Annotated in this window: 26 protein-coding genes, 1 tRNA gene and 2 pseudogenes; 11 read left to right on the plus strand and 18 right to left on the minus strand. The window is 71.3% G+C overall.

The annotated features are described in order from the left end of the window. Position 1: 1 nt before the first annotated feature. The 6 genes from RM445_RS00235 to RM445_RS00260 all read right to left on the minus strand — a co-directional run bounded on the left by RM445_RS00235 (position 2) and on the right by RM445_RS00260 (position 5,617). Positions 2 to 1,744, minus strand: a complete 1,743-nt coding sequence (locus RM445_RS00235) for a dihydroxyacetone kinase family protein (RefSeq protein ID WP_311553850.1) — start codon at positions 1,742 to 1,744, stop codon at positions 2 to 4. Between the two features lie 76 nt (positions 1,745 to 1,820). Continuing rightward, on the minus strand, positions 1,821 to 2,348 hold the full coding sequence (locus RM445_RS00240; RefSeq protein ID WP_311553851.1) for a ribose-5-phosphate isomerase: 528 nt from the start codon (positions 2,346 to 2,348) through the stop codon (positions 1,821 to 1,823). A gap of 144 nt (positions 2,349 to 2,492) precedes the next feature. Continuing rightward, positions 2,493 to 3,767, minus strand: a complete 1,275-nt coding sequence (locus RM445_RS00245) for a RuBisCO large subunit C-terminal-like domain-containing protein (protein WP_311553852.1) — start codon at positions 3,765 to 3,767, stop codon at positions 2,493 to 2,495. Between the two features lie 106 nt (positions 3,768 to 3,873). Then, positions 3,874 to 4,815, minus strand: a complete 942-nt coding sequence (locus tag RM445_RS00250) for an NADP-dependent oxidoreductase (protein WP_311553853.1) — start codon at positions 4,813 to 4,815, stop codon at positions 3,874 to 3,876. Positions 4,816 to 4,860: 45 nt separating this feature from the next. Then, on the minus strand, positions 4,861 to 5,184 hold the full coding sequence (locus RM445_RS00255; protein ID WP_311553854.1) for a DUF3040 domain-containing protein: 324 nt from the start codon (positions 5,182 to 5,184) through the stop codon (positions 4,861 to 4,863). 73 nt (positions 5,185 to 5,257) lie between these two features. Further along, positions 5,258 to 5,617, minus strand: coding sequence for a nuclear transport factor 2 family protein (locus RM445_RS00260; RefSeq protein WP_311553855.1), 360 nt, complete (start codon positions 5,615 to 5,617; stop codon positions 5,258 to 5,260). A gap of 78 nt (positions 5,618 to 5,695) precedes the next feature. Here RM445_RS00260 and RM445_RS00265 point away from each other — a divergent pair, with 78 nt between their 5' ends. From RM445_RS00265 to RM445_RS00275, 3 genes are all read left to right on the plus strand, one after another. Then, positions 5,696 to 6,508 (plus strand): MerR family transcriptional regulator, encoded by an 813-nt coding sequence (locus RM445_RS00265; RefSeq protein ID WP_311553856.1) that lies wholly within the window; start codon positions 5,696 to 5,698, stop codon positions 6,506 to 6,508. A 60-nt stretch (positions 6,509 to 6,568) separates the two neighbouring features. Then, complete coding sequence (locus RM445_RS00270; protein WP_311553857.1) at positions 6,569 to 8,041, plus strand: glutamate--cysteine ligase; 1,473 nt, start codon at positions 6,569 to 6,571, stop codon at positions 8,039 to 8,041. Positions 8,042 to 8,120: 79 nt separating this feature from the next. After that, on the plus strand, positions 8,121 to 9,032 hold the full coding sequence (locus RM445_RS00275; protein WP_311553858.1) for a right-handed parallel beta-helix repeat-containing protein: 912 nt from the start codon (positions 8,121 to 8,123) through the stop codon (positions 9,030 to 9,032). Between the two features lie 9 nt (positions 9,033 to 9,041). Here the strand turns inward: RM445_RS00275 and RM445_RS00280 are convergent, their stop codons facing one another. After that, positions 9,042 to 9,524 carry an RrF2 family transcriptional regulator gene (locus RM445_RS00280; RefSeq protein WP_311553859.1) on the minus strand — a complete coding sequence of 161 codons (483 nt, stop codon included), beginning with the start codon at positions 9,522 to 9,524 and terminating at the stop codon, positions 9,042 to 9,044. An 81-nt stretch (positions 9,525 to 9,605) separates the two neighbouring features. Here RM445_RS00280 and RM445_RS00285 point away from each other — a divergent pair, with 81 nt between their 5' ends. From RM445_RS00285 to RM445_RS00295, 3 genes are read left to right on the plus strand one after another with little or no spacing between them, the layout of a single operon-like run. Continuing rightward, a complete protein-coding gene (locus tag RM445_RS00285; protein ID WP_311553860.1) occupies positions 9,606 to 10,361 on the plus strand; it encodes an SDR family oxidoreductase in 756 nt (251 codons plus the stop codon). A 55-nt stretch (positions 10,362 to 10,416) separates the two neighbouring features. Continuing rightward, complete coding sequence (locus tag RM445_RS00290) at positions 10,417 to 12,390, plus strand: potassium transporter Kup (RefSeq protein ID WP_311553861.1); 1,974 nt, start codon at positions 10,417 to 10,419, stop codon at positions 12,388 to 12,390. Beyond that, a complete protein-coding gene (locus RM445_RS00295) occupies positions 12,387 to 13,514 on the plus strand; it encodes a glycosyltransferase family 4 protein (RefSeq protein ID WP_311553862.1) in 1,128 nt (375 codons plus the stop codon). The genes RM445_RS00290 and RM445_RS00295 overlap by 4 nt, the downstream gene beginning before the upstream one ends. Here the strand turns inward: RM445_RS00295 and RM445_RS00300 are convergent. The 6 genes from RM445_RS00300 to RM445_RS00325 all read right to left on the minus strand — a co-directional run bounded on the left by RM445_RS00300 (position 13,400) and on the right by RM445_RS00325 (position 18,709). Then, on the minus strand, positions 13,400 to 14,896 hold the full coding sequence (locus RM445_RS00300) for a glycoside hydrolase family 130 protein (protein WP_311553863.1): 1,497 nt from the start codon (positions 14,894 to 14,896) through the stop codon (positions 13,400 to 13,402). The two genes, RM445_RS00295 and RM445_RS00300, sit on opposite strands and share 115 nt — an antisense overlap. Next, positions 14,893 to 15,969, minus strand: coding sequence for a hypothetical protein (locus RM445_RS00305; RefSeq protein WP_311553864.1), 1,077 nt, complete (start codon positions 15,967 to 15,969; stop codon positions 14,893 to 14,895). The genes RM445_RS00300 and RM445_RS00305 overlap by 4 nt, the downstream gene beginning before the upstream one ends. Continuing rightward, on the minus strand, positions 15,966 to 17,078 hold the full coding sequence (locus tag RM445_RS00310) for a glycosyltransferase (RefSeq protein WP_311553865.1): 1,113 nt from the start codon (positions 17,076 to 17,078) through the stop codon (positions 15,966 to 15,968). The genes RM445_RS00305 and RM445_RS00310 overlap by 4 nt, the downstream gene beginning before the upstream one ends. Before the next feature lie 141 nt (positions 17,079 to 17,219). Continuing rightward, entirely contained in the window at positions 17,220 to 17,378 is a 159-nt protein-coding gene (locus tag RM445_RS00315; protein WP_311553866.1) for a DUF6307 family protein, read from the minus strand. A gap of 478 nt (positions 17,379 to 17,856) precedes the next feature. Then, positions 17,857 to 18,000, minus strand: coding sequence for a hypothetical protein (locus tag RM445_RS00320; RefSeq protein WP_311553867.1), 144 nt, complete (start codon positions 17,998 to 18,000; stop codon positions 17,857 to 17,859). A gap of 157 nt (positions 18,001 to 18,157) precedes the next feature. Further along, complete coding sequence (locus RM445_RS00325; RefSeq protein ID WP_311553869.1) at positions 18,158 to 18,709, minus strand: FKBP-type peptidyl-prolyl cis-trans isomerase; 552 nt, start codon at positions 18,707 to 18,709, stop codon at positions 18,158 to 18,160. Positions 18,710 to 18,988: 279 nt separating this feature from the next. Here RM445_RS00325 and RM445_RS00330 point away from each other — a divergent pair. Together RM445_RS00330 and RM445_RS00335 are read left to right on the plus strand one after the other, a co-directional pair. After that, positions 18,989 to 19,090, plus strand: a pseudogene (locus tag RM445_RS00330) (transposase); the annotation flags it as partial. A gap of 174 nt (positions 19,091 to 19,264) precedes the next feature. Next, positions 19,265 to 20,173: an IclR family transcriptional regulator gene (locus RM445_RS00335; RefSeq protein WP_311553870.1), complete on the plus strand. Its 909-nt coding sequence runs from the start codon at positions 19,265 to 19,267 to the stop codon at positions 20,171 to 20,173. 11 nt (positions 20,174 to 20,184) lie between these two features. Here the strand turns inward: RM445_RS00335 and RM445_RS00340 are convergent, their stop codons facing one another. The 5 genes and pseudogenes from RM445_RS00340 to RM445_RS00355 all read right to left on the minus strand — a co-directional run bounded on the left by RM445_RS00340 (position 20,185) and on the right by RM445_RS00355 (position 21,905). Then, on the minus strand, positions 20,185 to 20,589 hold the full coding sequence (locus RM445_RS00340) for a GAF and ANTAR domain-containing protein (protein WP_397469190.1): 405 nt from the start codon (positions 20,587 to 20,589) through the stop codon (positions 20,185 to 20,187). 34 nt (positions 20,590 to 20,623) lie between these two features. Then, positions 20,624 to 20,803: pseudogene (locus tag RM445_RS32240) on the minus strand (transcriptional regulator); the annotation flags it as partial. 110 nt (positions 20,804 to 20,913) lie between these two features. Further along, positions 20,914 to 20,986: transfer RNA gene (locus RM445_RS00345), tRNA-Thr, on the minus strand. A gap of 24 nt (positions 20,987 to 21,010) precedes the next feature. Then, positions 21,011 to 21,253 carry a hypothetical protein gene (locus tag RM445_RS00350; RefSeq protein ID WP_311553871.1) on the minus strand — a complete coding sequence of 81 codons (243 nt, stop codon included), beginning with the start codon at positions 21,251 to 21,253 and terminating at the stop codon, positions 21,011 to 21,013. Between the two features lie 103 nt (positions 21,254 to 21,356). Then, a complete protein-coding gene (locus RM445_RS00355) occupies positions 21,357 to 21,905 on the minus strand; it encodes an ankyrin repeat domain-containing protein (protein ID WP_397469207.1) in 549 nt (182 codons plus the stop codon). A gap of 226 nt (positions 21,906 to 22,131) precedes the next feature. On the opposite strand from RM445_RS00355, the gene RM445_RS00360 reads away from it, so the two are divergent. The 3 genes from RM445_RS00360 (at position 22,132) to otsB (ending at position 25,799) form a co-directional block, all read left to right on the plus strand. Beyond that, positions 22,132 to 23,544 (plus strand): threonine/serine exporter family protein, encoded by a 1,413-nt coding sequence (locus RM445_RS00360; protein WP_311553873.1) that lies wholly within the window; start codon positions 22,132 to 22,134, stop codon positions 23,542 to 23,544. A gap of 99 nt (positions 23,545 to 23,643) precedes the next feature. Beyond that, positions 23,644 to 25,044: an alpha,alpha-trehalose-phosphate synthase (UDP-forming) gene (locus tag RM445_RS00365; RefSeq protein WP_311553874.1), complete on the plus strand. Its 1,401-nt coding sequence runs from the start codon at positions 23,644 to 23,646 to the stop codon at positions 25,042 to 25,044. Continuing rightward, complete coding sequence (gene otsB, locus RM445_RS00370) at positions 25,041 to 25,799, plus strand: trehalose-phosphatase (RefSeq protein WP_311553875.1); 759 nt, start codon at positions 25,041 to 25,043, stop codon at positions 25,797 to 25,799. The genes RM445_RS00365 and otsB overlap by 4 nt, the downstream gene beginning before the upstream one ends.

Raw genomic sequence — 25,799 nt, forward strand, 5'->3', positions numbered from 1 at the left:
ATCAGCCGGCCCCGTCCGCGGGCGGCAGCTCGCCGGCCACCGTCGTGCAGATGAGGGCGAAGGACACCGCTCCCGGGTCGGGCGTGCCGATGCTCTTGTCCCCGTGCGACCGGGCCCGGCCCAGCTTCGCGGCCATGTCGGCGGTCTGCTGCGCGGCCTGTTCGGCGACGGCGGCCGCCTGCGGCCAGGCCACCCGCAGCGGCCGGCCCGCCTCGACGCTCGCGCTGAGGTCGTCGGCGAACGGCACGATCGCGTCGACCATGGTCTTGTCGCCGACCTTGGCCTTGCCGAAGCCCATCACGACGTCCCGGGCCTCGCCCACGGCTGCCGCCACCACCGCCGCGTTCACCGGCGCCTCGTCGCCCAACGTCTTGCCGAGGGTCTGCAGGATCCGCCCCCAGATCACTCCGGACGTGCCTCCACCCTGGTCGGACCAGGCGTCGCCGGCCTCGGCCAGCGTCGTACCGGCACCCGCACCGGCGTCGGCCGCGGAACGCGCCGCCCTCGCACCGGCCCGGCTGCCGCGCTGCATGCCGATCCCATGGTCGCCGTCGCCGGCCACCGAGTCCATCCGGCCCAGCTCGTCCGCCTGCGCGTCGATGGCCTCGGCCATGCGGGCCAACAGGTCGGCGATGTACGTGGCCGCGTGCCGGGACTCGTCGCTGGCCGGCGGAATCGTCTTCTGTGCGGCCGCGGTCGCGCTGGAGTCGACGTGCTCCCGTTCGCTGACCGAGCCGCGCCGGAAGGCAGGGGTGTCGGCCGGTGCGGTCCAGAGCCGCTCCAGCTCGCCACCAGGTTCATTGCCGAGCCACAGCAGGGTCAGCGAGCAGCCGGCCATGTCGAAGCTCGTGCAGAACTCTCCGACCTCGGGGTCGACGACCTCGACGCCGGCGGCGCGGAGCAACCGGTCCACGCTGCGGTAGACGACGAACAGCTCCTCGTACTTCACGCTGCCCAGGCCGTTGAGGATCGGCACCACGCGGGCGCCGGACACCTCGACCCCCTCGGGCACCTCCTGCAGCAGCCGCGAGACGAACAGCTCGGCGAGCTCGTCCGCGGTCGGCACGTCCGTCTCGTCGATGCCGGGCTCGCCGTGGATGCCGAGCCCGACCGCCATCCGCCCTTGCGGGACCGTGAACAGGGGCTCCGACTTGCCGGGCAGGGTGCAGCCGTCGAAGGCGACGCCGAAGGACCGGGTGCGGTCGTTGGTGTGCCGGGCCAGCCGCTCGACCTCGTCGAGGGAGGCGCCCTCCTCGGCGGCGGCGCCGGCGACCTTGAAGACCGTGAGGTCGCCCGCGATGCCGCGACGCTTCTCGAACTCGTCCGGCGGAGCGCTCCAGATGTCGTCGGTGACCAGCACCGTGCGGCAGTCGATCCCCTCCGCCTTCAGCTGATCCTGGGCGGCGTCGAAGTTCAGCACGTCACCGGCGTAGTTGCCGTAGCTGAACAACACCCCGCGGCCCTGGTCGGCCTCCTTGGCGACAGAGTAGGCGCGCTGGGTGGACGGCGAGGCGAACAGGTTGCCCATGGCCGCGCCGTGGGCCAGGCCGGGGCCGACGAGGCCGGCGAAGGCCGGGTAGTGGCCGGATCCGCCGCCGATCACGATCGCCACCGTGGGTTCGGGCGACCGGGTGGAGCGGACCACCCCGCCGGGCACGGCCCGCACCCATCGGCCGGAGGCGGCGACGAAACCCTCGGTCAGTTCGTCCAGGAAGTCGTCGGGGTCGTTGAACAGACGCGTCATTGCGCATTCTCCGTCAGGTGTCGTACCGGCTGGTCATCGAAAGCGGCGGGGCCGGGCGCTGCCCGGCCCCGTCCTGTCACGACGCCCGCAGGGCGGCGTCCGCGAGCAGCTTGGCCTCGTCTTCGCTGATCTCGGGCTCCTCGTGGGTCCGCTCGTACTCGCCGATGGCCGCGACCTTCGGGGCCGACGACGACTGCGGGTCGAACCGGTAGTCCAACCACTCCCGGGCGAGCCGCTTGGCCACCTCGAGGCCGACCACCCGCTCGCCCATGCAGAGCACCTGGGCGTCGTTGCTCAGCACCGCGCGCTCGACCGAGAAGCTGTCGTGCGCCGTGACCGCGCGGATCCCCGGGACCTTGTTCGCGCTGATCGCGACGCCCAACCCGGTTCCGCACACCAGCAGCGCCCGGTCCGCCTTGCCCTCCTGGATCAACCGGGCTGCAGCCACGGCGATGTGCGGGTAGTGGGTGTCTTCGTCGATGTCGCGCCCGACGTCGATGACCTCGGACACGCGGTCGTCGTTGCGCAGTTGGTCGGCGAGTACGTCCTTGTAGCGAATCCCCGCGCAGTCGCTCCCGACCACGATTCTCAGCGTGTCTGCCATTGGGGCACTCCTCGTCATGTCAATGTCGACCGACGGCTGTCGCTGCCCGCGGCGATCCAGCACCGGAGCCACCGTCGTCGTCTCGGACGTTACGTACCCGAGACCTGGCCTGCACGAACCGTCCCGCTCAGTGGTCGGACGTGCTCAGACGGTTGCTCCGAACTTCTCCAGCGCGTGCGCCAGCTCCGGGTGCTCCTGCGCGGCGTCGGCGACCCGGCGCCCCGCCATCACCGCGTCGATCGCCTGCCGCATCGCGTCCGCGCCTGCCGCCGCGCCGTCCGGATGCCCCTGGATGGCCCCGCCGGCGCCCAGCACGATGTCGTTGCCGAGCTCGCCCATGTAGGTCTCGACGGTCCCCGGGTGCACGCCCCCGCCGATCACGGGGAAGACCGGGGCGACGTGCGGGCGCGGCAGGGTCAGCTGCTGGATCATCTTGAGGTACTGCAGCCTCCGCAGGGGGTAGCCGCCGTACGGCGTGATCGTGATCGCCAGGTCGCCCCCCGCCAGCCGCGGGAGCAGCCCGAGTGCCAGCGGTGCCGACATCCCCGTCCCCGGGCCTTCGAAGTAGGGCCCCGCCGCCGCGTAGTGGGCGAGGATCGGCACGCCGACCACCTCGGACAGGGCCTGCAGGCCTCCGTAACCGACCGACGCGTAGGCGCACATGACCCCTCGGGCACCGGCGTCCACGGCGCGGCGCGCGGTGTCGATCATCCGGTCGGCCCGGTCGGTGACGTTCGGGAAGTAGACGACGTCGCGGCCCGTCTCGTCGCGGGCGCGCTCCCCCGCAGCCAGGTAGGCCTTGACCCGGTCCACCACCGGCGAGAACGACGGGTTGCCCATCAGCTCGTCGTCCTTGATCAGGTCGACGCCGCCCAGAGCCGTCTCGTAGAAGATCTGGGCACCGGCCTCCGGGGTGAGCCCGGTGCACGGCTTGATCATGTTGAGCACGAGGGGCCGGTCGTGCACCCCGACGAGCTTGCGCACGCCCTCGATCCCGAACCGCGGCCCGACCAGCTCCTCGGCCAGCGAGTCCGGCACCTCGAGGTCGACGAGCTTGGCCTGCACCGACGTCGAGACGTCGTTGCCGATCGCCGTCGCGAGCAGCATCGGGATCGACGGGCCGATGTTCACCGTCGGCAGCGCGATCTGCATGAAGTACCCGCTGGTCTCCTGCGACTGCGTGCCGAGGTCGACCGGAGGCGCCTCCAGCACCTTGACCACCCGGCCCAGGTGGCGGTCGCGCATCTCGGCGGTCACCCCGGGCACCTCGACCCACGTCCCGATCGTCTGCCCGACCGCGTAGCTCGCCGCCTTGGCCAGGATGTCCGCCTCGGCGGGCAGCTCGATGTAGTAGGTCGCCAGCAGGTAGTCCAGGTCGCGGATGTTCTCGCTGAGCCGGAACATGTCGGAGGCGGGCATAAGCGGTTCCCTTCGTCGGGTCGCCATCTCGGTCGCGCGGCCAGTATCACCCGCAGGCGGGTGCCCGTCAGCGCGTCGACCCGATCATGACGCGGGGATCACGTGGTCACGGCAGGAGCGCGAGCTTGCCTCCCGGGTGGCCGCTCTGCAGCAGCGCGAGCGCCTCCGGTGCGGCATCCAGAGGGAACGCCCGCGCCACCGGAACGACCAGGCGACCGTCGGCGGCCATCGCGATGAGCCGGGGCCGCGCCTCGTCACGGAAGGCCGCGCTCGCCGGCATGGCGCCGCCGATCGCGTGGATCCCGTCGCGTTGTGCCCGGGCGTGCGCGGCGATCGTCACGATCCGCCCGCGGTCGGCCACCAGCTCGAGCGAGACGTCGACGGCCTCGTCCGTACCCACGGTGTCGAGCGCGGCGGCGAACCCGTCCGACGCTGCGGCGCGTAACCGGTCGGCGAGCCCGTCGCCGTAGACGACCGGCTCTCCCCCGAACCGGCGCACGGTGTCGAAGTTGTGCTCGCTCGCCGTGCCCACGCAGCGTGCGCCGAGCTCGCGCGCCTGCTGCAGCACGCTCACTCCGACGGCGCCCGAGGCGCCGTGCACGACCACGGTGTCACCGGCACGCACCCCGGTCACGTGCAGCATCTCGGCCGCGGTCGTCCCGGCGAGGAGCAGGTTCGCCGCAGCGGGGTGGTCGAGCGCGGGCGGCTTGGCGAACACCGCGGTCGCCGGAACGGTGATCCGCTCGGCGTACCCGCCGGCCAGCCGGAAGGCCAGTACCTCGTCGCCGGCCGCACCTCCGCCGGAGGCGATCCCCGTGCCCGGGCCGAGCGCCTCGATCACTCCGGACACCTCGTAGCCGATCGGCCAGGGCAGCGCCGACGGATCGTTGGCCGGGCCCTTGGCGAACCGCTTGTAGTCGGCCGGGTTCATCCCGGCTGCCCGGACCGCGATCGTCACCTCACCTGGACCCGGATCGGGCACCTCCGCATCGACGAACGCCATCACGTCGAGGTCACCGAAGTCCGTCGCCACCCACCGCTTCGCCATGCCTCCAGCAAACACCCGCAGAATGCCGAGATCGACCGGAACGCGTCACCGTCGGCCGCTGTCCTTCCTGCCCCACGGCAGCAGGTCGCCGCGCCGTGACTCCTGATTCCGCGCCCACCGCCGTGCAGCCCCACAGCATGCGACGACCGCCACCGCGGACCCCACCGCCGGCGCCACCATCCACGTGGTGAAGCCGACGAGGAACACCACCAGCGCCCATCCGGGTACTGCGGACCAGCCCGGCCCGACCACCTCGTGCCCGCCCGACGACTTCCACCGCCGGAACCTCCTGGCCAGTGCCGGATCGGCTGCAGCCAGTTCGGCCTCGATCCGCATCAACCGGGCCCGGTCCCCCGCGTCGAGTGACACCGCCCACCTCCCGCCACGCCGCGCGTCTGTGTACGCGGCGCAGGTGCCCCACGGCGCCGATTCCATGCTCCGGTCAGGCGGCGATGACCAGCTCGGCGATGCGGTCGCCGCGCAGCGTGAACCGGAAGTCGAGGTCGACCACCCCGCCGGGGAAGTCGCCCTCCAGATGGTTCGTGGCGATCCACCGCTGCTCGTCGATCCGCGCAGCTCCGGCCGGTGTCGAGGTGTAGGTGTACTCCGACGCCGACCGGCGCAGCCATCCGGCGATCTCGAGCTGCCCGCGGTAGGTGCGGCCCTCGTCGACCACCACCGCGTCGTCGGTGCAGCAGGCCAACGCGGCGTCGACGTCGCGGCTGTCGTGCGCCGCGAGGTACGCGCGGACGGTCGTGGGCAGCTCGGCCGGGTCGACGGAGGTCGGTGTCATGTCGTTCATGCCTCGAGCGTCGGCCCTCCCGCCGCGGGAGGGTCAAGCGCTCGACCCTCTCCCGGGGAGAGGGTGCAGAGTGCCGGGGTGCTGTCGATCGGCGAGTTCTCGCAGCTGACCCACCTGAGCATCCGCACCCTGCGCCGCTACCACGACGCGGGCCTGCTCGAACCGGCCCGCGTCGACGAGACCAGCGGGTACCGGTACTACGACACCGAGCAGATCCCCGTCGCCCAGGTCATCCACCGGCTGCGTGAGCTCGACGTCCCGCTGGTCGACGTGCACCGCATCCTGCGCACACCCGATCCGGACACCCGCGGCGCGCTCGTCGCGGAGCACCTGCGGCGGCTCGAGGACCAGTTGGAGCGCACCCGTGCGGCGGTGGCGTCGCTGCAGCGGCTGCTGCGCCCCGAGCCGACCCGGCTGGACGTCGAGCTGCGCCGGGTGCCGGCGATGCCGGTCGCCGCCGTGGCGGCGGACGTGGGCCACGACGAGGTGCTCGACTGGTACCCCGGCGCGATGGCCGAGCTGGAGGCCGCCGTCCCGCATCCGGCCGGTCCACCGGGCGGGCTCTACGACAACGAGCTGTTCACCGACGGTCGCGGCCACGCCCTCGTCTACCTGCCGGTGAGCGAGCCGCCGACGTCGTCGGGGCGGGTGCGGGCGGTGACCCTGCCCGCGGTCGAGCTCGCCGTCGCGACGCATCCCGGCGACCACGACACCATCGACGTCACGTACGGCGAGCTCGGCAGCTGGGTGGCCGACCACACCCTCGCGGTGGCCGGGCCGGTGCGGGAGATCTACCTCGTGGGCCCGCGGCACACCACCGATCCCACCCGATGGCGTACGGAGATCGGCTGGCCGGTCTTCCCCGTCGCCGCAGCCGACAGATCGGGCTGATCCAGTACGCGGCACCCGGCTCACTGGACGCCGCTCCCGATCTCCCCGAGCATGTGCGCCATGGGTCGCGACGTCGAGCACGTGGTGTTCAGCCGGGAAGACCGGCGCCGGTTCCGCGACAAGCATCGGAGCTGTCTCGACGTCCTCGCGCAGATGCTGGCCGAGTCGCAGTTCGACTTCGACCGTCCGATGACCGGGATGGAGATCGAGCTCAACCTCGTCGACGACCGGGGCGAGCCCGCGAACGTCAACGCCCGCGTGCTGGAACTGGTCGCCGACCCGGCCTTCCAGACCGAGGTGGGCCAGTTCAACATCGAGATCAACGTCGATCCCCGCGAGATCGGCGGCAACGGCCTGCACGACTTCGAGCAGGCCGTCCGGTCCAGCCTCAACTCCGCCGACGAACGCGCCCGCAGCGACGGGGCGCACCTGGTCATGACCGGGATCCTGCCGACGCTGAAGCCGCGGCACGTGCGCATCGAGGCGATGAGCGCGAACCCGCGCTACGCGGCTCTGAACGACCAGATCTTCGCGGCGCGCGGCGAGGACGTCGAGCTGGCCGTCGACGGTGTCGAACGGCTCAGCACCTACGCCGACTCGATCACCCCGGAGGCCGCCTGCACGAGCTTCCAGCTCCACCTCCAGGTCAGCCCCGCGCAGTTCGCGCAGTACTGGAACGCCGCGCAGACGATCGCCGGTGCGCAGCTCGCCGTGGGGGCGAACTCCCCGTTCCTGTTCGGCAAGGAGCTGTGGCGGGAGACCCGCATCCCGCTGTTCGAGCAGGCCACCGACACCCGCCCCGAGGAGCTCAAGGAGCAGGGGGTCCGGCCGCGGGTTTGGTTCGGCGAGCGGTGGGTGACCTCGGTGTTCGACCTGTTCGAGGAGAACGCCCGCTACTTCCCCGCACTCCTGCCGATCTGCGAGGACGACGACCCCGCCGAGCAGCTCGCGCGCGGCGAGATCCCGGCGCTGGCCGAGCTGTCGCTGCACAACGGCACGGTCTACCGGTGGAACCGGCCGATCTACGCCGTCGTCGACGGTCGCCCCCACCTGCGCGTGGAGAACCGGGTGCTGCCCGCGGGGCCGACGGTCGTCGACGCCGTGGCGAACGCGGCGTTCTACTACGGGCTGGTCCGCACGCTGGCCGAGCAGGAACGGCCGATCTGGTCGCAGATGTCGTTCTCCGCGGCGGAGGAGAACCTGCACAGCGGGGCCCGCCATGGCCTCGACGCGACCCTGTACTGGCCGGGCGTGGGCGAGGTCCCAGCCGTCGAACTCGTGCTGCGCCGCCTGCTGCCGCTCGCCCACGCCGGCCTCGACAGCTGGGGCGTCGAGCCGGCCGTCCGCGACCGCCTCCTCGGGGTCATCGAGGGCCGGTGCACGAGCGGTGTGAACGGCGCCTCGTGGCAGGTCGACGTGGTGCACGACCTGCAGCGGGCCGGAGCCGACCGGACCGCGGCCCTGCACGGGATGCTGGAGCGCTACATCCCGAACATGCACAGCAACGAGCCCGTCCACACCTGGGAGCGCTGACCGGCCGGGCGCTGAGAACGATCTTCAGGCGGCTCACAGCGGACCCTTCGTACCCTCGGGATCGGGACACACCCGACGAATGAAGGAGAAGTGGACGTTGAAGATCCGGATCAGCGTGGCCGTCGTCGCTGCGGCGCTCGTTCTGGCCGGCTGCTCGGCAGGTACTTCTCCGACTTCCGGCTGGAGCGGCGACGCCGTGACAGGCACTCCGGCGGCCCCCGAATGCCGCGGCGACGCCGACGACCCGCAGCCCGGCGACGTCATCTGCTTCAGCGGCGAGCTCGACGAACCGTTGAAGATCACCGTCAGCGGGACCTCCGATGCTCCGATCGTCTACTCGGGTGGTGGTTCGGCGACCGTGCCCGGCATCGACGTGAGCGCCGACAACGTCGTCGTCCAGGGCTTCATCTCCTCCGGCGCGGAGAGCACGGGGATCCGGGCCAACGGCGAGAACGTCACGGTCCAGGACAACAAGATCACCCAGGTGAAGTACGACGGCGACGACGTGGACGGCATCCGCTTCTTCGGCAACGGGGCCAAGATCCTGCGCAACCACGTCTACGACCTCGAGGCGAACGAGATCGAAGACTCGCACGTCGACTGCATGCAGACCTTCGCCACATCCGGGCCGGGCAGCGAGAACGTCGTCATCCAGGGCAACCGGTGCGAGGACATCCGGGCCCAGTGCCTGATGGCCGAGGGCCCCAACGACGAAGGCGGCTCGGGCGAGGGCGTCAGCCGCAACTGGCTCTTCGAGGGCAACTACTGCGACGCGAACGCGAAGGCGCAGTCGGTCGCGCTCGAGGACATCCAGAACGTGACGATCCGCGGCAACGAGATGGTCGGCAAGGCGACGAAGGCGTTCGCCCTGGGCAAGGGCTCGACGGGCGTCGTGGTGCAGGACAACGAGATCGGCCCCGACTACAACCGCGAGGTCGGGTTCGACGACCCGTCGGCGCAGGAGGGCTACAACGGCCCGGAGGCCTACTGAGCAACCCGCTCAGCGAGCGACGGCACCGAGCCAGGCCCGCACCCGGGGCAGGGCCTCGGTGCCCGACGCGCGGGTCACGTCCTCCGCGACGTCCGCGATGCTCACCGCGCGCAACGCCTCCCGCCAGGCCCGGTCCGCGTTCCACATCACGCGGGCGATGGGGCAGGGCGCGGTGCACGACGCCGGCTCCGCCGCCAGCGGCCCGCGCTGCCGCACCTCCGTGCACACGAACGTCCGGCCGTCGCCGTCGACCGCCTCGACCACGTCCAGAACCGTGATCTCCGACGCCGCCCTAGTCAGCAGGTAGCCGCCGGACTGACCCTGCACGGAACGCACCAGCCCGGCCCGCGACAGGCCCTGCAGCTGCTTGGCGAGGTAGCTCGCCGACACGTCGTGGAACTCGGCGAGCCGCGCCGCGGGCACCGGCCGCTGCATGCCCGCGAGCACGACGCAGCAGTGCAGGGCCCACTCCACTCCGCCCGACAACTTCACCTTCCCAGCCTACTTGACTCGGACACCTCATGTCCGAGTACGGTACTCGGACACAAGTTGTCCGAGTAGAAGGAGTTCGACATGCGGATCGTGGTCATCGGTGGAACCGGGCTGATCGGTCGCCGACTGGTGGAGCTGCTGCGCGACGCCGGGCACGACGTGGCCCCGGCCGCGCCGTCCACCGGCGTCGACACCCTCACCGGCGCGGGCCTGCCCGAGGCGCTCGCCGGCGCCGACGTCGTCGTGGACGTCTCGAACTCACCGTCGTTCGCCGACGAGCCGGTGATGGCGTTCTTCACGACCTCGACCGGCAACCTGCTCGCCGCGGAGGCCGCCGCCGGCGTGCGTCACCACGTCGCCCTCTCGGTCGTCGGCGCGGACCGCATGCCCGAAAGCGGCTACATGCGCGCGAAGATCGCGCAGGAGCGGCTGATCGAGCAGTCCGGGCTGCCGTACACGATCCTGCGTGCCACCCAGTTCTTCGAGTTCCTCGCCGCGATGGCGGACGCCGCGACGCACGGCGACACGGTCGGCGCCGCTGCCACAGCGCTCCAGCCCGTCGCCGCCGCGGACGTCTCGGCGGCACTGGCCGACATGGCCGTCGCTTCTCCTCGCAACGGCAGAGAGGAAGTCGCGGGGCCGGTCCGACGCCCGATGGCCGACTTCCTCACCCGCCTGCTCGCCGAACAGGGAGACTTCCGGCAGGTCGTCACGGACCCCGACGCGGGCTACTTCGGCGCGCGGGTGGACGAGTCGACACTCGTCCCGGCGGGTGAGGCCCGGATCGCGGGCACGGACCTCGACACGTGGCTGGGCCGCCACGCCACGGCGCGGTAGCGGGCACCTCGGCCGGGTCCGCCCGAAGGCGGCGCGGACGGAGCAGACTGTCTCTGTGATCGACGGCTCACCGCCCGCCGCCAACCCGACGGACTCCGGCGCCGCCCCGGCAGCCCCGGACGGTGCGCAGGACGACCGTCCGACCTCCCGCGGCCCGCTGTTCGGGCTGGCGCTGGGCGCGCTCGGCGTCGTGTTCGGCGACATCGGCACCAGCCCGCTCTACGCCGTCCAGACGGTGTTCTCGATCGACCACAACTCCGTGAGCCCGTCGCCTGCCGACGTCTACGGCGTCGTCTCGCTCATCTTCTGGTCGGTCACGCTCGTGGTGACGGTCAAGTACGTCTCGCTCGTCCTGCGCGCCGACAACGACGGCGAGGGCGGCATCATGGCCCTCGCCGCGCTGGTGCACACCGTGCTCTCGCGCATCTCGCCGCGCCAGGCCGGCATCGCGCTGGGCCTGGGGGTGCTCGGGGCGTCGCTGTTCTACGGCGACTCGCTGATCACGCCCGCGATCTCCGTGCTGTCGGCCGTCGAGGGCCTGGAGATCGTCGACCCCGGGCTGGCCGACGCCGTCCTGCCGTGCGGCGTCGCCATCCTCACGCTGCTGTTCGTCGTGCAGCGCTGGGGCACGCACCAGGTGGGCAGAGTGTTCGGGCCGGTGATGGTGCTGTGGTTCCTCACGATCGCCGTGCTCGGTATCCCGCAGATCGTCGCGCATCCCGACGTGCTGCGCGGCCTGTCGCCCACCTACGTCGTGTCGTTCATCGGCGACCACCCCTACACGGCGTTCATCGCGATGGGCGCGATCGTCCTCGTGATCACGGGAGCGGAAGCGCTCTACGCCGACATGGGGCATTTCGGCAAGCTGCCCATCCGGGTCGCGTGGTTCGCCGTCGCGTTCCCGGCGCTGATCCTCAACTACCTGGGCCAGGCCGCGCTGATCCTGAACGACCCCGCCGCGGTCGCCAACCCGTTCTACCTGCTCGCCCCCGGCTGGGCGCGGCTGCCGCTCGTCGTCCTGGCGACGTGCGCGACCGTGATCGCCTCGCAGGCCGTGATCTCGGGGGCGTTCTCGATGTCGTGGCAGGCGGTCCGGCTGGGGTACCTGCCCCAGCTGACCGTCCGGCACACCTCCTCACGGGAGAGCGGCCAGATCTACATACCGGTCGTGAACTGGCTGCTGTTCGCCGGCGTCCTGGTGCTCATCGCGGTCTTCGGGTCGTCGCAGCGCCTGGCCACCGCCTACGGCCTCGCGGTCACGGGCACCTTGCTGCTGACCACGAGCCTGTTCCTCACCTACGCCGCGACGGCATGGCACTGGGCGCGGTGGAAGCTCGCACTGGTCGCGGTCGTGCTGGGCGGCCTCGAGCTGACCTACCTCGGCGCCAACCTCGTCAAGATCGTCAGTGGCGGCTGGCTCCCCCTGACGATCGCCGCGGTCATGGTCACCCTCATGACCACCTGGCAACGCGGACGCCGCGTCATCACCGCGCGCCGCGTCGACCGGGAGGGGTCACTGCCCGAGTTCGTCGACAAGCTGCACCATCTGCAGCTCACGCGCGTCCCGGGTCTCGCGGTCTTCCCGCACCCCACGAAGCTGACCGCGCCGCTCGCGCTGCGGGCGAACGTCGAGTTCAACCGCGTCCTGCACGAGCAGGTCGTGATCGTCTCGGTCCACTCGGCGAACGTGCCGCACGTCCCCGCCCACGAGCGCATCACCGTCGACGAGCTCGGGCATGCCGGTGACGGCATCCTCCACCTGTCCGTCCGGTTCGGCTTCCAGGACGACCCCGACATCCCGGCCGTCCTGCGCCAGGCCCACGACTTCGCTCCCGAGCTGGACCACCCACCGGGGACAGCGTCCTACTTCCTCTCGCGCATCACGATCGAGCGCGGCCGCGAGCCGGGCATGAGCGCCTGGCGCAAGGGCCTGTTCATCGGGCTGTCGCACAACGCCGCCAACCCCGCCGTCTACTTCCACCTGCCCGTCGACCGGACCGTGGTGATGGGGTCGAGGATCGAGCTGTGACGACACGGGCCCACGCACAAGGAACGTCCCGCCTCCGCATCGGCGTCCTCGCCTCCATCGCGCACCGCACTCCGCCGCGCGACTACGGGCCGTGGGAGCAGGTGGCGTCCACCCTCGCGGAGGGACTGGTCGCCCTCGGCCACGATGTCACGCTGTTCGCCACCGCCGATTCCCGCACGGCGGGGCGGCTGCACGCCGAGGCCCCGCGTGGCTACGAGGAGGATCCGGGCGGCTACGACGTCAAGGTCTACGAGGGCCTGCACAACGCGGCGGCGTTCGAGCGGGCCGGCGGGTTCGATGTGCTGAGCAACCAGTTCGACTTCCTGCCGCTCACCTACAGCCGGCTGGTGTCGACGCCGGTCGTGACGACCATCCACGGCTTCTCGTCCGAGCGGATCGTCCCGGTCTACCGGGCGTACGACGACATCGCGCACTACGTCGCGATCAGCGACGCGGACCGTCATCCGGACCTGACCTACGACGCGACGATCCACCACGGCATCGACCTCTCCCCCTTCACCTTCCGCGATCAGCGCGGGGAGTACCTGCTGTTCCTCGGCCGCATCCATCCCGACAAGGGGACCCATCGGGCCGTCGAGGTGGCTCGGCGAGCAGGGTTGCCGCTGGTCATCGCCGGGATCATCCAGGACCGCGACTACTTCCGGGAGCTCGTCGAACCACACCTCGGGACGCCCGGCGTGACGTACCTGGGGCCGGTCGGCCCGGCGGAGCGCGACGAGCTGCTCGGCGGCGCGCTGGCGTTGCTGCACCTGATCGGTTTCGCCGAGCCGTTCGGGCTCTCGGTCGTCGAGTCGCTGGCCACCGGGACACCGGTGATCGCGTTCCCGCTCGGGTCGATGCCCGAGATCATCCGCCCCGGCCGCACCGGCTTCCTCGTCGACGATGTCGACGCCGCGGTCGAGGCGGTCGGTCGTGTCGGCTCCCTGTCGCGGCAGGACTGCCGGGACGACGTCGAGGAGCGCTTCACGGCGACGCGGATGGTGGCGGACTACGCGGAACTGTTCTCCCGCATCGCGTCCGGCGGTCCGTCGGCCGTCAACCGCTCGACGAGCAGCGGGATGTCGACGAAGGCGAAGCGGACCGACGCGTCGCTGGCCCCGTAGGGCAGCAGCAGCTGGTCGCCGTGCCGCAGAGCACCGCAGGAGTAGACGACGTTGGGGACGTAGCCGTCGCGCTCGTCGTCGGCGGGCTCCACGAGCGGGTCGCGCAGCGCGCCGATGACGCGGCTCGGGTCGTCCAGGTCCAGCAGCAGCGCGCCGATGGCGTACTCGCGCATCGGCCCGACCCCGTGCGTCAGGACGATCCAGCCGGCCTCGGTCTCGATCGGCGATCCGCAGTTGCCGAGCTGGAGCAGCTCCCACGGACGGCTCGGCGTCTGCAACGTGCGGGCGTCGCCCCACCAGACCCCGTCGACGGACGTGGCGATGGCGTTGTTCTCCCGGTCCCACCGCGACAGGGCGACGTACCGGCCGCCGACACGACGTGGGAACAGGGCCATGCCCTTGTTCCGCGCGGCCGGCCCGGCGAGCTGGGAGATGCGGAAACGGCGGAAGTCGCTGGTCTCGATCAGTTGTGGGGCGATCGACGACCCGTCGAACGCGGTGTAGGTCGCGCGGTAGACGCCGTCGTCGTCGACGCCCACGAAGCGGGCGTCCTCGATCCCGTGCGACTCGCTCGGGCTCTCCGGCCACAGCACGCGTTCCGCGAGTGCCGTCTCCGGCGGGAACTCGACCTCGTAGCTGCACGCGGCGATGCGTCGCGCCAGGTCGGCGGTCCGGGCCGCGGTGGGACGGGTGAGTCGTTCCCCGGCGAGGTCGGCGAGCACCGCCTCGAGCTCGGCGTCGTGGAACCGCGGTGCGAGCCGGGCGATGACGAAGGCAGCCGACTCGCGATCGATGTCCTGACCGGCCAGCGCCGCCGCGAACGCCCCGCGGTCGTACCAGGTGGGCAGCGTCCGGCCGCGCTCGATGTGGGGGCCGGGTTCGTCGATGCTCAGCTCCCCCGCCGGTCCCACGACCCCCGAACGGAACTCGACGGACGACAGGTGCCCCTCACCGACCGCACGCAGGCTCAGCACGAACCGGGTCCAGCCCGGCTCCAGGCCCGTCTGGTCGGGATGGGCCACGGCCGACGGATTGAAGAGGGCCGCTGCCTCGACCGAGTACTCGTGGGTGAACCAGGCACCGACGAGGCTGCGGCGCGCGTCGGACAGCACGACGTCGTCCGGTACCCGGTGGGCGATCCGCTCGTAGTTGGCCGTCAGCACACCCGGCAGGTCGCGGTGCCTCTTGAGGTAGCGGTCACGCACCCGGCTCAGGACCGCACCGACCTCGTCCTCGGGCAGCGCGAGGATCCGCCCCAGGACTCCGGAAGCCCGGGACCGGCTGTCGTGCGAGAGCTCCTGCCCGGGGACGAACAGCCGCGCCAGGACCCGCGCCGGGTCCGCCGTCAGAGCGACGTGGCTGCGGGTGACGCAGGCCTTCATCCGACGCTCCTCATCGAGCGCCGGACGGTCCGGCGGGCGTCCAGCGCGATGGACCGGGACTGCTGCAGCGTCGAGAGCAGCGCCAGCGTCGACTCCGCGCCCTGGTTCTCGTTGCGGCCGCCGCGCATCAGCCCGTCGAAGCCGCCGCCGCCGGCCGGGTCGTGCATCGGGGTGTCGGAGTCGTTGATGCCGGCGAACCACGCCGCAGCGAGCTCGACCCCCTCGGCCCAGCGCCGCCCACCCTCGATCCGGTGCGCCCGCGCACAGGCGTCGGCGAGCGCCGCCACCTCGATCGGCTGCTGGTCGAAGGCGGACGGTGACTCCCCCGGACCGCGACCCCCGACAGGCACCACCGACAGGTGTCCCTCGTGGATCTGCGCGTCGAGCAGCCAGCCCAGCAGGCCGAGACCGTCCGCGACGAGGGAGGGCGAATCCAGCGCGACGCCCGCGGCGAGCAAGGCCTCGGGCAGGGCCGCGTTGGCATAGGTCAGCCGCGGCTGGGGCCACGGCCACGCCTCGTCGGCGGCGGGCCGACCGACCGCGATCGCGACCGCGGTCATCAGCGCGCGCGCCTGGCGGTGCTCAGGCAGCACAGCGAGCACTTCCGCGGCCCCGAGCGCAGCGAAGGCCATCGCGCGTGGATGTGACGAGCGTTGCATGGAGCCGAGATCGAACCCGGCCAGCGCCCGGTCGCGCAGGTGCGGCACCCGCGCGACGGCGGTACCGAGACCCCACAGCGCGCGGCCCCAACAGTCCTCGAGGGACGCCGTGTCCGACCAGGTCAGATCGCCCTGACGGCGATTGTGGAACCGGCCGTCGGGCTCCTGCGCCGTCAGGACGAACATCAGGTACTGCTCGCGGAGGTCGTCCAGCTCGGCGGCCGCCGGTTCGCGGCAGACGACCACCAGCGCCCGCGCCACGTCGTCCAGGCAGTAGCCGTGCTCGGGCCGCGGGGTCGTGCCCTCCGCGTGCTCGTACAACCCGCCCGCGTCGGTGAGCCTGCGCAGGTGGCCGTAGATCGGGGTGGGAATCTCGACGCGCGGCACCTGCGGTTCGCGCACGAGCTCCATCACGAGGCCTCCGCCATGCCGGCTGTGATCGCGGCCGTCGCGATCACGCGGTAGCGGTCGGCCACCGCCGCCCACAGCAGCTCGGGCGCCTTCTGCGCGGCCTGCTCGGCCAGCTCGTCGGCGAGTCCGGGCTCGCTGAGCACCCTGCGCAGGGCCGCCTCCAGCGCCGCGGGGTCGCGCTGTGGCACCAGGATCCCGGTGCCGTCGGCCAGCAGCTCGATCGCGTGCGGGAAGGCGGTGGAGACAACCGGACGCCCGGCCGCTACCGCCTCGATGAGCACCCCGGAGGTCACCTGCTCCCGGGAGTCGTAGGGCAGCAGCACCACGTCGGCCTGCCGCACCAGCTCGGCCAGCTCGGCGACGCTGAGGTAGCGGTCGTCGAGCTCGACGATGTCGTGCACACCCGCGTCCCGGGCACGCTGCACGAGGCCGTTGCGATAGACCTCGCCGTGGGCCTGGACGACCTTGGGATGGCTCCGTCCCATCACCAGGTAGCGCGGCTCCAGGTCACGCAGCCCCGCCATCGCGTCGATCGCCCACTCGATGCCCTTACCCGGCCCGATGAGGCCCCAGGTCAGGACGAGCGGGCGGGCGTCGGCGTCGCGCTCGACCGTGGACGGGGGCCCGTGGTCGACCGCGCCGTGCGGAATCACCACGAGCTGCGCCGGGTCGGCTCCGTAGGTCGCGATCAGCCGCCTCCGGGCCGTCTGCGTCAGGGTCACGACGACGTCGGCCGTGGCGAGCAGGCGCAGGAGGATGTGGCGCTGCCGATCGGTCGGGTCCTGCAGGACCGTGTGCATCACGACGATCGCCGGAACCGTCAACGCGTCGACGACGTCCAGGACGTCGATGCCGTCCGGGCCGCCGTAGATGCCGTACTCGTGCTGGACGACCACGGCGTCGAAGCCGTTGAGACGACGGACGGCAGCACCAGCACTGTCCGAGGAACCGTTCACCAACTGCGCCACCACGTCAGGACCGGGCCGCGGCTCGACCTCGTCGACCACCTGCACCACTCCGAGCGACACCTTCGGCGAGAGGTGCAGGTGCTCGATGAGAGCGGCGCTGAACGTCGCCAGGCCGCACTGCGTCGGCGGGTACGTGCTGACCATGCCGATCGCGGTCGGTCGTGGTCGAGGTGCCGTAACGGTGCGGCCTGGATGCGCGGGTTGGTGGACGGTACTGATCGGCACGGACAAGGTCTCCTGACGTCTGCGGATGGTGCGGTGGAGCAGTCGACGAACCCCGGTGAACTACCGGACCTTCTCCGGGATGTGGTCCAGAGCGTTGAGAACGTGCTTGGCCAGCTCGACCGCTGCCTCGTCGGCGAGCTTGGAATTCTGCGTGAGTGCATCAGCGACGAGGCGGATGCGCCGGTCGTAGTGCGATACGTAAACAGTTTCTACTGCCATGGTGGTACCCCTTTTTCTGAATCGATACACCGCAGCCCGAACTGGTGCGATATACCTCACGAGGAGACGGCTACTGCTCTTTCGCGCCGCCAGCGGAATCAGACTTGACACGGCGGGGGCTCGGCCGTCGGAGGTCGGGAGTGGTCCTGGACGCCGACGTCATGTCGGGCTCCGGTCTTCGAACGGCGGGCCGCCCGACCTGAGGTTTCAACGAGGACGACCTGGGCCGTTGCCGCCCCGGTGCAACATGCCCCCGACACTCCACACCCTACACCCGGCAGGTCCACGAAGCAGATCGTTTCGTCCGAACGAGGTCGCCGGCCCGGTCGGGTCCGGTCGGCCTCAGCGTGGCGCCGGAGCGGTCTGCGGCACGAGGCCCGGACCGCCGGACCGTTGGCATACGGTGGTGTGACCTGGGGCATTTCCTCCGCAGTGGACGCAGTATCCACCGCCGTGCCGGTAGGCGGCTCGATGAAGATCAGGAGATGACGATGAGAAATGGCGACAGGGTCGTCCAGATGATTCCGCGGTCGGTTACTACGCCGCCTATCAGCATGGCGACGAGACCACCTACAACCCGGTCGCGGCGTGGATCGTGGTCGAGGATCAGCAGGGCCGTCAACGCGTGGACGGCGTCGATCCCACGGGTGGCAACTGGGACGGGTCACCGTGCAGCTACGCGAAGGGATTCGTGGAGTTCGTCTACGGGGACGAGCGGAAATACCGCCGCTGACCGGGGCGAGGTCCTCGGGAGGGGGCAGTCGGTCGGGCCCGGTCGGTCAGGAAGTGACCTTCACCGCGTCCACGACGAAGACCAGGGTCTCGCCGGGTCTGATGCCGTTGCCGCCCTGGCCGTAGCCCTTGTCCGCCGGGACGACCAGCAGCCGGCGGCCGCCCTCCTTCATACCGATGAGGCCCTCGTTCCACCCGTCGATGACCTGGGCGTTGCCGACGTTCTCCAGCGGGAAAGGCTCGCCGCGCGACCACGACGAGTCGAGCTCCTGCTTGTCCGACCAGGTGACCAGGTCGTAGTGCGTCTGCATCGTGACGCCCGTCGTCACCTCGGGGCCGGTACCCACCACGAGGTCCTTGCTGAGCAGCTGCTTCGGCGGTGAGCAGGTGTCCGGGACGGAGATCGTCGGCTTGCTGCCGGGAGCGCCGGTCACGGTGATGTCGTCCGCGGTGCACGCCGGGAGGTCGGCCACCGTCGCCGTCGCCGCGGGTGTCGGGCTGCTCGCCGCCGCGGTCGGGGCGTCCTTCGCCGGGGAGGAACAGGACGCCAGGCCGGCGGCCACCGCCACAATCATCGTGATCTTGCCGACGGTACGCATGGTCGGCGATCGTAGATGCCGGGGCTGCACGGTCAGCGGACCGGTCACTGGCGGGCCTGCAGCGCACTCGCGCCGGTCGAGCATGGAGCCGGGGGTCGGACTCGAACCGACGGCCTACCGCTTCACGCAGCCGGGCGAACCGCATCGGGAACGCGGGATCGGCGTAGTGAGCACATAGAAGAGGCCACCGCGTGAGAGGGCGAGCTCACCGAGACCATCGGCGCCGGCCTGCATCGGCGCAGCGAGGAGCGGACCGCAGCGCAACGGTCACCGCACCCGGCCCTGTTCGCGGTGGTGATGGAGGCCTACCTGCACGGCGTCTCGACGCGGAAGGTCGACGATCTGGTCAAAGCGTTGGGCGCCGACACCGGGATCAGCAAGAGGGGTCTGCCCCCATACGGTCTAGCCGGGAGCGGATCCCTGCCGTAACGTCACGTGCGGTCCCGCAGTGCGGCCACCTCCCCCGTATGTCCAAGGGCTGGCTGCGCCGTCGTACATCCTGCGCGCACGCCGTCGGGCTCACGGCAACCGAGCCTCGAGGATGGCGGAGACCACATGGCAGGCAACACGGCAGATCCAGGCCGGTCGGTCACGAGCAAGATCGCCGCCATACTGACCTGTTTCAACAGCGGCAGCGGACACGGGCTGGCCGAGCTGGCCCGCTGCACCGGGCTGCCGATGTCAACCGCGCATCGCCTGACCGGCGAACTGGTGAACCGCGGCCTGCTCGAGCGAAACGGCGACGGCCGGTTCCGGGCGGGGTCGGTGCTTCAGCAGCTGGCAGCTGACACACCCCGGCTACCCGCACTACCCACGCTGCCCGAGCGGGCCCCGTTCGTCGTGGACGACGTCGCAAACGCGCTGCGCCGGCTCACCCGGCTCGGAGTACTCGACGACCTGCAGGTGGCCTACATCGAGAAGATGCCGGGCCACAGTCCGGTGACGGCGTTCTCCGTTTCGGCCCGGCTACCCGCGCACGCCACCGCTCTCGGGAAGGCACTGCTGGCCTTCGCGCCCCCCGACGTCACACGGACGGCACTCGCTTCCCGTCTGCCCGGCTACACACCGCGTACGGTGACCCGACCCGATCGACTCCGCCGCGCTCTTGCCGAGACCCGCCACCACGGTTACGCCACCGACCACGGCGAGCTCGACCCGCAGACCTGCGCCGTCGCCGTGCCCGTTCTCGGCCCCGGCAACGTCGCGATCGCTGCGATCGAGGTGCAGGTCGACGCACTCACCCCCCACACGCTGGGCGAGGTCGCCCCGACCCTCACCCTCGCCGCCCACGCACTCGGCCGTGAACTCGATCCCGATTCGTGGCGCCGATCCGCCCGACCGTCGCGGCGCCATCCATCACCACCCACAACCTCACCGCGGCATCGACCCTCGACAGCCTCTGAGGAGTGGCCACCGCCCCAAGAAGCGGTTCATCCGCACTCCGGCGGTTTCGCGGTCGGGTGATGGCCGGCGGGTCAGAGGAAGCGGGCCTCGCCGGACGGTGGTCGACCGGCGACTGCCGTGATGATCTCGGCGGCGATGTCATGAAGCTTGACGTTGCGGTTCTGCGAGATGCTCCGCAACATGTCGAACGCGTCGTCGGCGCCGCACTTGTTCTGACCCATGAAGATCCCCAAGGCCTGGTCGATCACCGCACGGGAAGCAAGCGCGATCTGCAGGTGCTCGGACATCTCGGTGCGCTCCGCCAGCCGCATCGCCAGTTCCAGCGCGCGGGACGCCTCGTCGGCGAACCGGCCGGCGACAAGCTGCTCCTGGGTCCCGAATGCCCGAGGGTGCAGCGAGTAGATGTTGAGTGCGCCGAGCACCCGGCCGCCGGCGCGCAAGGGCAACGACAACGACGAGCGAACCCCGTGGCCCAACGCCGGTAGCCGGGTGGCCGGCCCACCGGTCGTCGTCGGCGAGGTCGTCGACGACGACCATCTCGCCAGTGCTCAGGGCGTGCAGGCACGGTCCCTCATGGTGGCCGTATTGGATCTCATCGACCTGGCTGGCGCGGATGTCGCTACTGACCACGGTCATCGCTCGGTGATCACGGCGCAAAGTGATCCCACAGAACAGGTCCCCCGGAAGCACCGTGGCCGCAAGCGTGGCCAGTTCGTCCAGGAAAGCACCGACGTCCTCGGTCGCCAGCAGCAGTTGCTGCAACTCCGCAGCCGCCGATGCCGAAACTCAAATCGATACAGAGCCGGGGGTCGGACTCGAACCGACGACCTACCGCTTACAAGGCGGTTGCTCTACCAACTGAGCTACACCGGCCGGCGAGGTTGATCCTAGACCTGGTCAGGGCAGGGGCTGGCCGGGATCCGCTACGCCTCCTACCGGATACGGTGACCCGTCCGCCGGGCCGCGCCAGATGAAGTGGTGCCGGATCCCGCTGCTCGTGGTGTGGACGGCGTAGAACGCCATCTCCCAACCGGCGGCCAGGTGGCTGGCGATGTGCATGTCGAGATCCTCGGGCGACTTACCCGGCAGGGGGTTCTCGGCGGCCTCCTGGATGGTCAAGGAGCTGTGCGTCATCTGCATCGCTGCCACCCCGATCTACTGATCACCCGCGGTGCCATGAAGTCCCCGTCGGGGATCGCCCGAAAACCCTCTTCCGGATGAACCGTGCTCGTCGCGGATGCGCTCAGCCACCGGCCCCGGCCGCGCGCAGGATCGACGCGACCTCGCGCTGGCCACCGCGTTCGGCGTGAGCGAGCGCGGTTTCCCCGCCACCGTCCGGGATGTCGAGATCGACTCCGCCCGCGACCAGGGCTGCCACGGTCGCCTGGTCGGCCGGTCCGCCCTCGCCGAAGACGACGGCCTCGTGCAGAGCCGTGTAGCCCAGACGGCTGATGTGGTCGCGGTCGATGCCCGCCTGCAGCAGCCTCTCGACGATCGTCACGTGCGCACGTTCGGCGGCCCGGATCAGGCCGGTGCCGTCGTAGCTGTCCTTGGCGTTGATGTCGGCGCCGGCGGCCAGGGTGAGTTCGAGCAGCCGCGGATCGTCGCCGGCCTCGCTGGTCGCGATCAGATAGGCGCTCTGCCGGGAGTCGTCCGCGAGGTCGACGTCGCCTCCGGCCTGCACGAGCAGGGCCGCGGCGTCGAGGTGGTTGCCGTAGGCGGCTCGGACCAGGGCGGTCGCTCCCTGGCCGTCGCGGGCGTCGACCGGCGCACCCTGCTCCAGCGAGCACAGCCCCGAGACAGGTCAGGGCGAACCGCCACGACCTTCGGACGCTGTTCCGGGCGGCCGCCGGGCTTTCGGGCTCCACGCTGTCGATCACGTTGTCGATCACGTTGTCGATCACGTTGTCGATCACGTTGTCGATCACGTTGTCGATCACATTGTCGCCCTTCCCCGTGACTCATGCTGTCGTCGGATCTCTCCGCGGCAAGGAGACCGGGCACCTACGCTGCGGGGCGTGAACGCCTCGCGTCTCCGCCGACGACTGCGGTCGGCGGTCCGCCGGCCCGCACGCAAGCTGCTCACGCCAGGTCCGCCGACGGCGGAGCTCCTCCACCCGATCGGGCCCGAGGTGCCGGACGACCGGCACGTGCAGCAGGTCATCGACCTGTGCATCCGGATCGGGGAGGTACTGCTCTCCAGCGGCGAGGGATCGGGTGAAACGACCGAGACGATGCTGCGGGTGGCCAACGCCTTCGGGCTCTCCGCGGTCGACGTCGACATCACGTTCACCGCCGTCACGATCTGCTGCCACCGCGGTATGGCGGCGACGCCGATCACCTCGATGCGCCTGGTCACCCACCGCGGGCTGGACCTGACCCTGCTGGCCAGGGTGTACCAGCTGGTGGAACAGATCGAGCGCGGGCGGGGGCTGCGACCGTCGGCGGCTGCGCTCGACGCGGCGGTGACGGCCACGCACCCCTACCCGCGCTGGGTGGCGACGACCGGCGCCGCCGGGCTGGCGGGAGCGCTCGCACTGGTGCTGGGCGCACCGGCCGTCGCGGTGCTTTCGGCCGCCGGCATCACCGCGGTCATCGACGTCACCGGACGGTTCTTCGCCCGGCAGCGGCTGCCGGCGTTCTTCCGGCAGGTGATGGGCGGGTTCCTGGCGACCGGCGCCACCGCGGCCCTGTTCACGATCGGCGTGCTGCCGGAGGGGACGCAGCCGGAGCTGGTGGTGGCGGCCGGCATCACCGTGCTGCTGTCCGGATTCGCGGTGGTGGGCACCGTGCAGGACGCGATCAGCGGCTACAACGTGACGGCCGCCGGCCGGGCCGCGGAGATCGGGGTGCTGTCGGCGGGGCTGCTCACCGGGGTGGTCCTGGGCCTGAAGGTCGCGCAGCGGGCAGGGGTGACCCTCGACGTCGCCGCCGAGCTGCCACAGAGCGGGGCACGGATTGCGGCGACGATCGGCGGCGCTGCACTGGCGTCCGCCTTCTACGCGCTCAACGGCTACTCGCCACTGCTCGCGCTGCTGTTCGCCGCGCTCGCGGGTGGAGCGGGACGCGGCACCTACGTGCTGCTCACCGCGTACGGAGCGGGACCGGTGGCGGCTGCGGGCGTGGCCGCGACGGTCGTCGGCCTGGCCGCGGGTCTGCTCCGCCGGGCCGGGCGCGTGCCGTGGGGGAAGGTTCCACCGTTGGTGGTGACGCTGGCCGGGATCAGCCCGCTGCTGCCGGGACTGACCGCCTACCGCGGCTTCTACGAACTGTCGGTCGAAGGTCTCACGGACGGCCTGGTCACGATCACCCTGGCGCTGGCGATCGGGCTGGCACTGGCGGCAGGCGTCACGCTCGGTCAGTACCTCACCCGGCCTCAGGCGACTCCGCTCTCCCCGGCAGATCCGGCACCGCCGGGCACGCGGAACTAATGTTCCTGTCGATCTCCGCCTTGCTCCGGCACAGGCGCTGATTGACGGGACAGGCGTTAGGCTCAGCGACCTCACTGAGCCGCAGAGCGGGGGCAGGTCGTGACGGGGCACGGAAAGGCCGAGTTCGTCGTGGTGGCCAACAGGTTGCCCGTGGACCTGGAGCGGGCGCCGGACGGCTCGGACAACTGGAAGCGCAGCCCCGGCGGGCTGGTGACGGCGCTGGAGCCGATCCTGCGCACCCGCCAGGGCGCCTGGGTGGGCTGGCCGGGCCTGGCCGACGCCGAGGCGGAGCCCTTCGAGGACGACGGGCTGCAGCTGCACCCCGTGACCCTGTCGACCGACGACGTCGAGAACTACTACGAAGGCTTCTCCAACGACACGCTCTGGCCCCTCTACCACGACGTCGTCGCCCCGCCGTCGTACCACCGGCACTGGTGGCAGGCCTACGCTCAGGTCAACGAGCGGTTCGCCGCCGCCGCGGCGGAGGTCGCCGCCGAGGGCGCGACCGTCTGGGTGCAGGACTACCAGCTCCAGCTGGTGCCGGGCATGCTGCGCGAGCTCCGCCCCGATCTGCGGATCGGGTTCTTCCTGCACATCCCCTTCCCGCCGGTCGAGCTGTTCCTCCAGCTGCCGTGGCGCGAGCAGATCGTGCGCGGACTCCTGGGCGCGGACCTGGTCGGCTTCCACACGCCCGGTGGGGCCCGCAACTTCCGGCAGCTCGCCACTCAGCTCGCCGGTGCCACGGCGGCGGGTCACGGGCATGTCGCCTACCGCGGCCGCACCGTCAAGCTCGGCGCCTTTCCGATCTCCATCGACTTCGAGGCGTTGGACGACCTGTCGCGCAAGCCCGAGGTCGTCGCGCGCGCCGCGGAGATCCGCCAGGAGCTGGGCGACCCGCGCCACCTCCTGCTCGGAGTGGACCGGCTCGACTACACCAAGGGCATCGACGTTCGGCTGCGCGCCTTCGAGGAGCTGCTCGGCGAGGAGCGGGTCTCGGCCGACGACACCATGTTCCTGCAGATCGCCACACCCAGCCGGGAGCGGGTGGAGCACTACATCCGGCTGCGCGCCGAGATCGAGCAGACGGTGGGAAGGATCAACGGCGACTACAGCCGGATCGGCCGTCCTCCGGTGCATTACCTGCACCAGTCGCTACCTCGCGACGAGCTGACGGCGTTCTACCTGGCCGCGGACGTCATGCTGGTCACCCCGCTGCGCGACGGGATGAATCTCGTCGCCAAGGAGTACATCGCCGCCCGCCACGACGACGCGGGCGTGCTGGTGCTCTCGGAGTTCACCGGCGCCGCCCGCGAGCTGACCAGCGCCCTGCTGGTGAACCCGCACGACATCAACGGCGTGAAGGCGGCCGTGGTGCAGGCGCTGGAGATGCCGCGCGACGAGGCACGCAGGCGGATGAAGACCCTGCGCCGCCACGTCAAGCGCCACGACGTCGACCGGTGGGCCCGCTCGTTCCTCGACGCCCTCGGCCTGCCGACGTGACCCGCTCGCTCGACACGGCGTTGGAGACCGCACTGGCGGAGCTGGCCCGGGTTCCGACGCTCCTGGTCGCGCTCGACTTCGACGGTGTGCTGGCCCCGATCGTGCAGGACCCGTCGACGTCGAGGCCGCTACCCGGTTCGGCAGCGGCGGTCGGAGCGCTGGCGGACCTGCCGGGCACGACGGTGGCGATGCTGTCCGGGCGGGCGCTGGACGACCTGCGGACCGTGTCCGGCTTCGTGGCTCCCGTCCGACTGGTCGGCAGCCACGGCGGGGAGTTCGACGACGGCGCGCTCGAGCTCACCGACGCGCAACGCGCTCTGAAGGACGAGCTGTCGGCCGCGGTCCGGCACGCCGTCGACGGCGAGCCGGGGGTGCGGCTGGAGAGCAAGCCGGCCGGGATCGTCGTGCACGTGCGGGGTGCGGAGCCGCTCGTCGCCGAGCGGGTGCTCGACGCCGTGCGCACCGGGCCTGCGCAGCTGCCGGGCGTCGAGGCGACGGCGGGCAAAGCCGTGCTGGAGATGGCGGTGGTCCAGGTCAGCAAGGGCGCGGCGATCGACACCCTGCGCGGGCGGCTGGGTGCCGACGCGGTGCTGTTCGTGGGCGACGACGTCACCGACGAGACGGCGTTCGCCCGGCTGAAGCCGGGGGACGTCGGGGTGAAGGTGGGCGACGGCGACACGGCGGCGGGGTTCCGGGTCGGCGCACCCGAAGACGTCACGGCGCTGCTGCAGGCCCTGCTCGCGGCGCGGCGCTGA

This window comes from Pseudonocardia charpentierae (assembly GCF_031845345.1).
In the GTDB taxonomy this organism is placed as follows: Bacteria; Actinomycetota; Actinomycetes; order Mycobacteriales; family Pseudonocardiaceae; genus Pseudonocardia; species Pseudonocardia charpentierae.

What these genes read in the sequence shown, in the direction of transcription:
- RM445_RS00350 (WP_311553871.1), bottom strand. Translation starts at nt 21,253, where the DNA reads ATGCAGATGACGCACAGCTCCTTGACCATCCAGGAGGCCGCCGAGAAC.
- RM445_RS00260 (WP_311553855.1), bottom strand. Translation starts at nt 5,617, where the DNA reads ATGAACGACATGACACCGACCTCCGTCGACCCGGCCGAGCTGCCCACG.
- RM445_RS00270 (WP_311553857.1), top strand. Translation starts at nt 6,569, where the DNA reads ATGGGTCGCGACGTCGAGCACGTGGTGTTCAGCCGGGAAGACCGGCGC.
- RM445_RS00250 (WP_311553853.1), bottom strand. Translation starts at nt 4,815, where the DNA reads ATGGCGAAGCGGTGGGTGGCGACGGACTTCGGTGACCTCGACGTGATG.
- RM445_RS00335 (WP_311553870.1), top strand. Translation starts at nt 19,265, where the DNA reads ATGGCAGGCAACACGGCAGATCCAGGCCGGTCGGTCACGAGCAAGATC.
- RM445_RS00235 (WP_311553850.1), bottom strand. Translation starts at nt 1,744, where the DNA reads ATGACGCGTCTGTTCAACGACCCCGACGACTTCCTGGACGAACTGACC.
- RM445_RS00240 (WP_311553851.1), bottom strand. Translation starts at nt 2,348, where the DNA reads ATGGCAGACACGCTGAGAATCGTGGTCGGGAGCGACTGCGCGGGGATT.
- RM445_RS00245 (WP_311553852.1), bottom strand. Translation starts at nt 3,767, where the DNA reads ATGCCCGCCTCCGACATGTTCCGGCTCAGCGAGAACATCCGCGACCTG.
- RM445_RS00300 (WP_311553863.1), bottom strand. Translation starts at nt 14,896, where the DNA reads ATGAAGGCCTGCGTCACCCGCAGCCACGTCGCTCTGACGGCGGACCCG.
- RM445_RS00275 (WP_311553858.1), top strand. Translation starts at nt 8,121, where the DNA reads ATGAAGGAGAAGTGGACGTTGAAGATCCGGATCAGCGTGGCCGTCGTC.
- RM445_RS00325 (WP_311553869.1), bottom strand. Translation starts at nt 18,709, where the DNA reads ATGCGTACCGTCGGCAAGATCACGATGATTGTGGCGGTGGCCGCCGGC.
- RM445_RS00310 (WP_311553865.1), bottom strand. Translation starts at nt 17,078, where the DNA reads ATGGTCAGCACGTACCCGCCGACGCAGTGCGGCCTGGCGACGTTCAGC.
- RM445_RS00315 (WP_311553866.1), bottom strand. Translation starts at nt 17,378, where the DNA reads ATGGCAGTAGAAACTGTTTACGTATCGCACTACGACCGGCGCATCCGC.
- RM445_RS00285 (WP_311553860.1), top strand. Translation starts at nt 9,606, where the DNA reads ATGCGGATCGTGGTCATCGGTGGAACCGGGCTGATCGGTCGCCGACTG.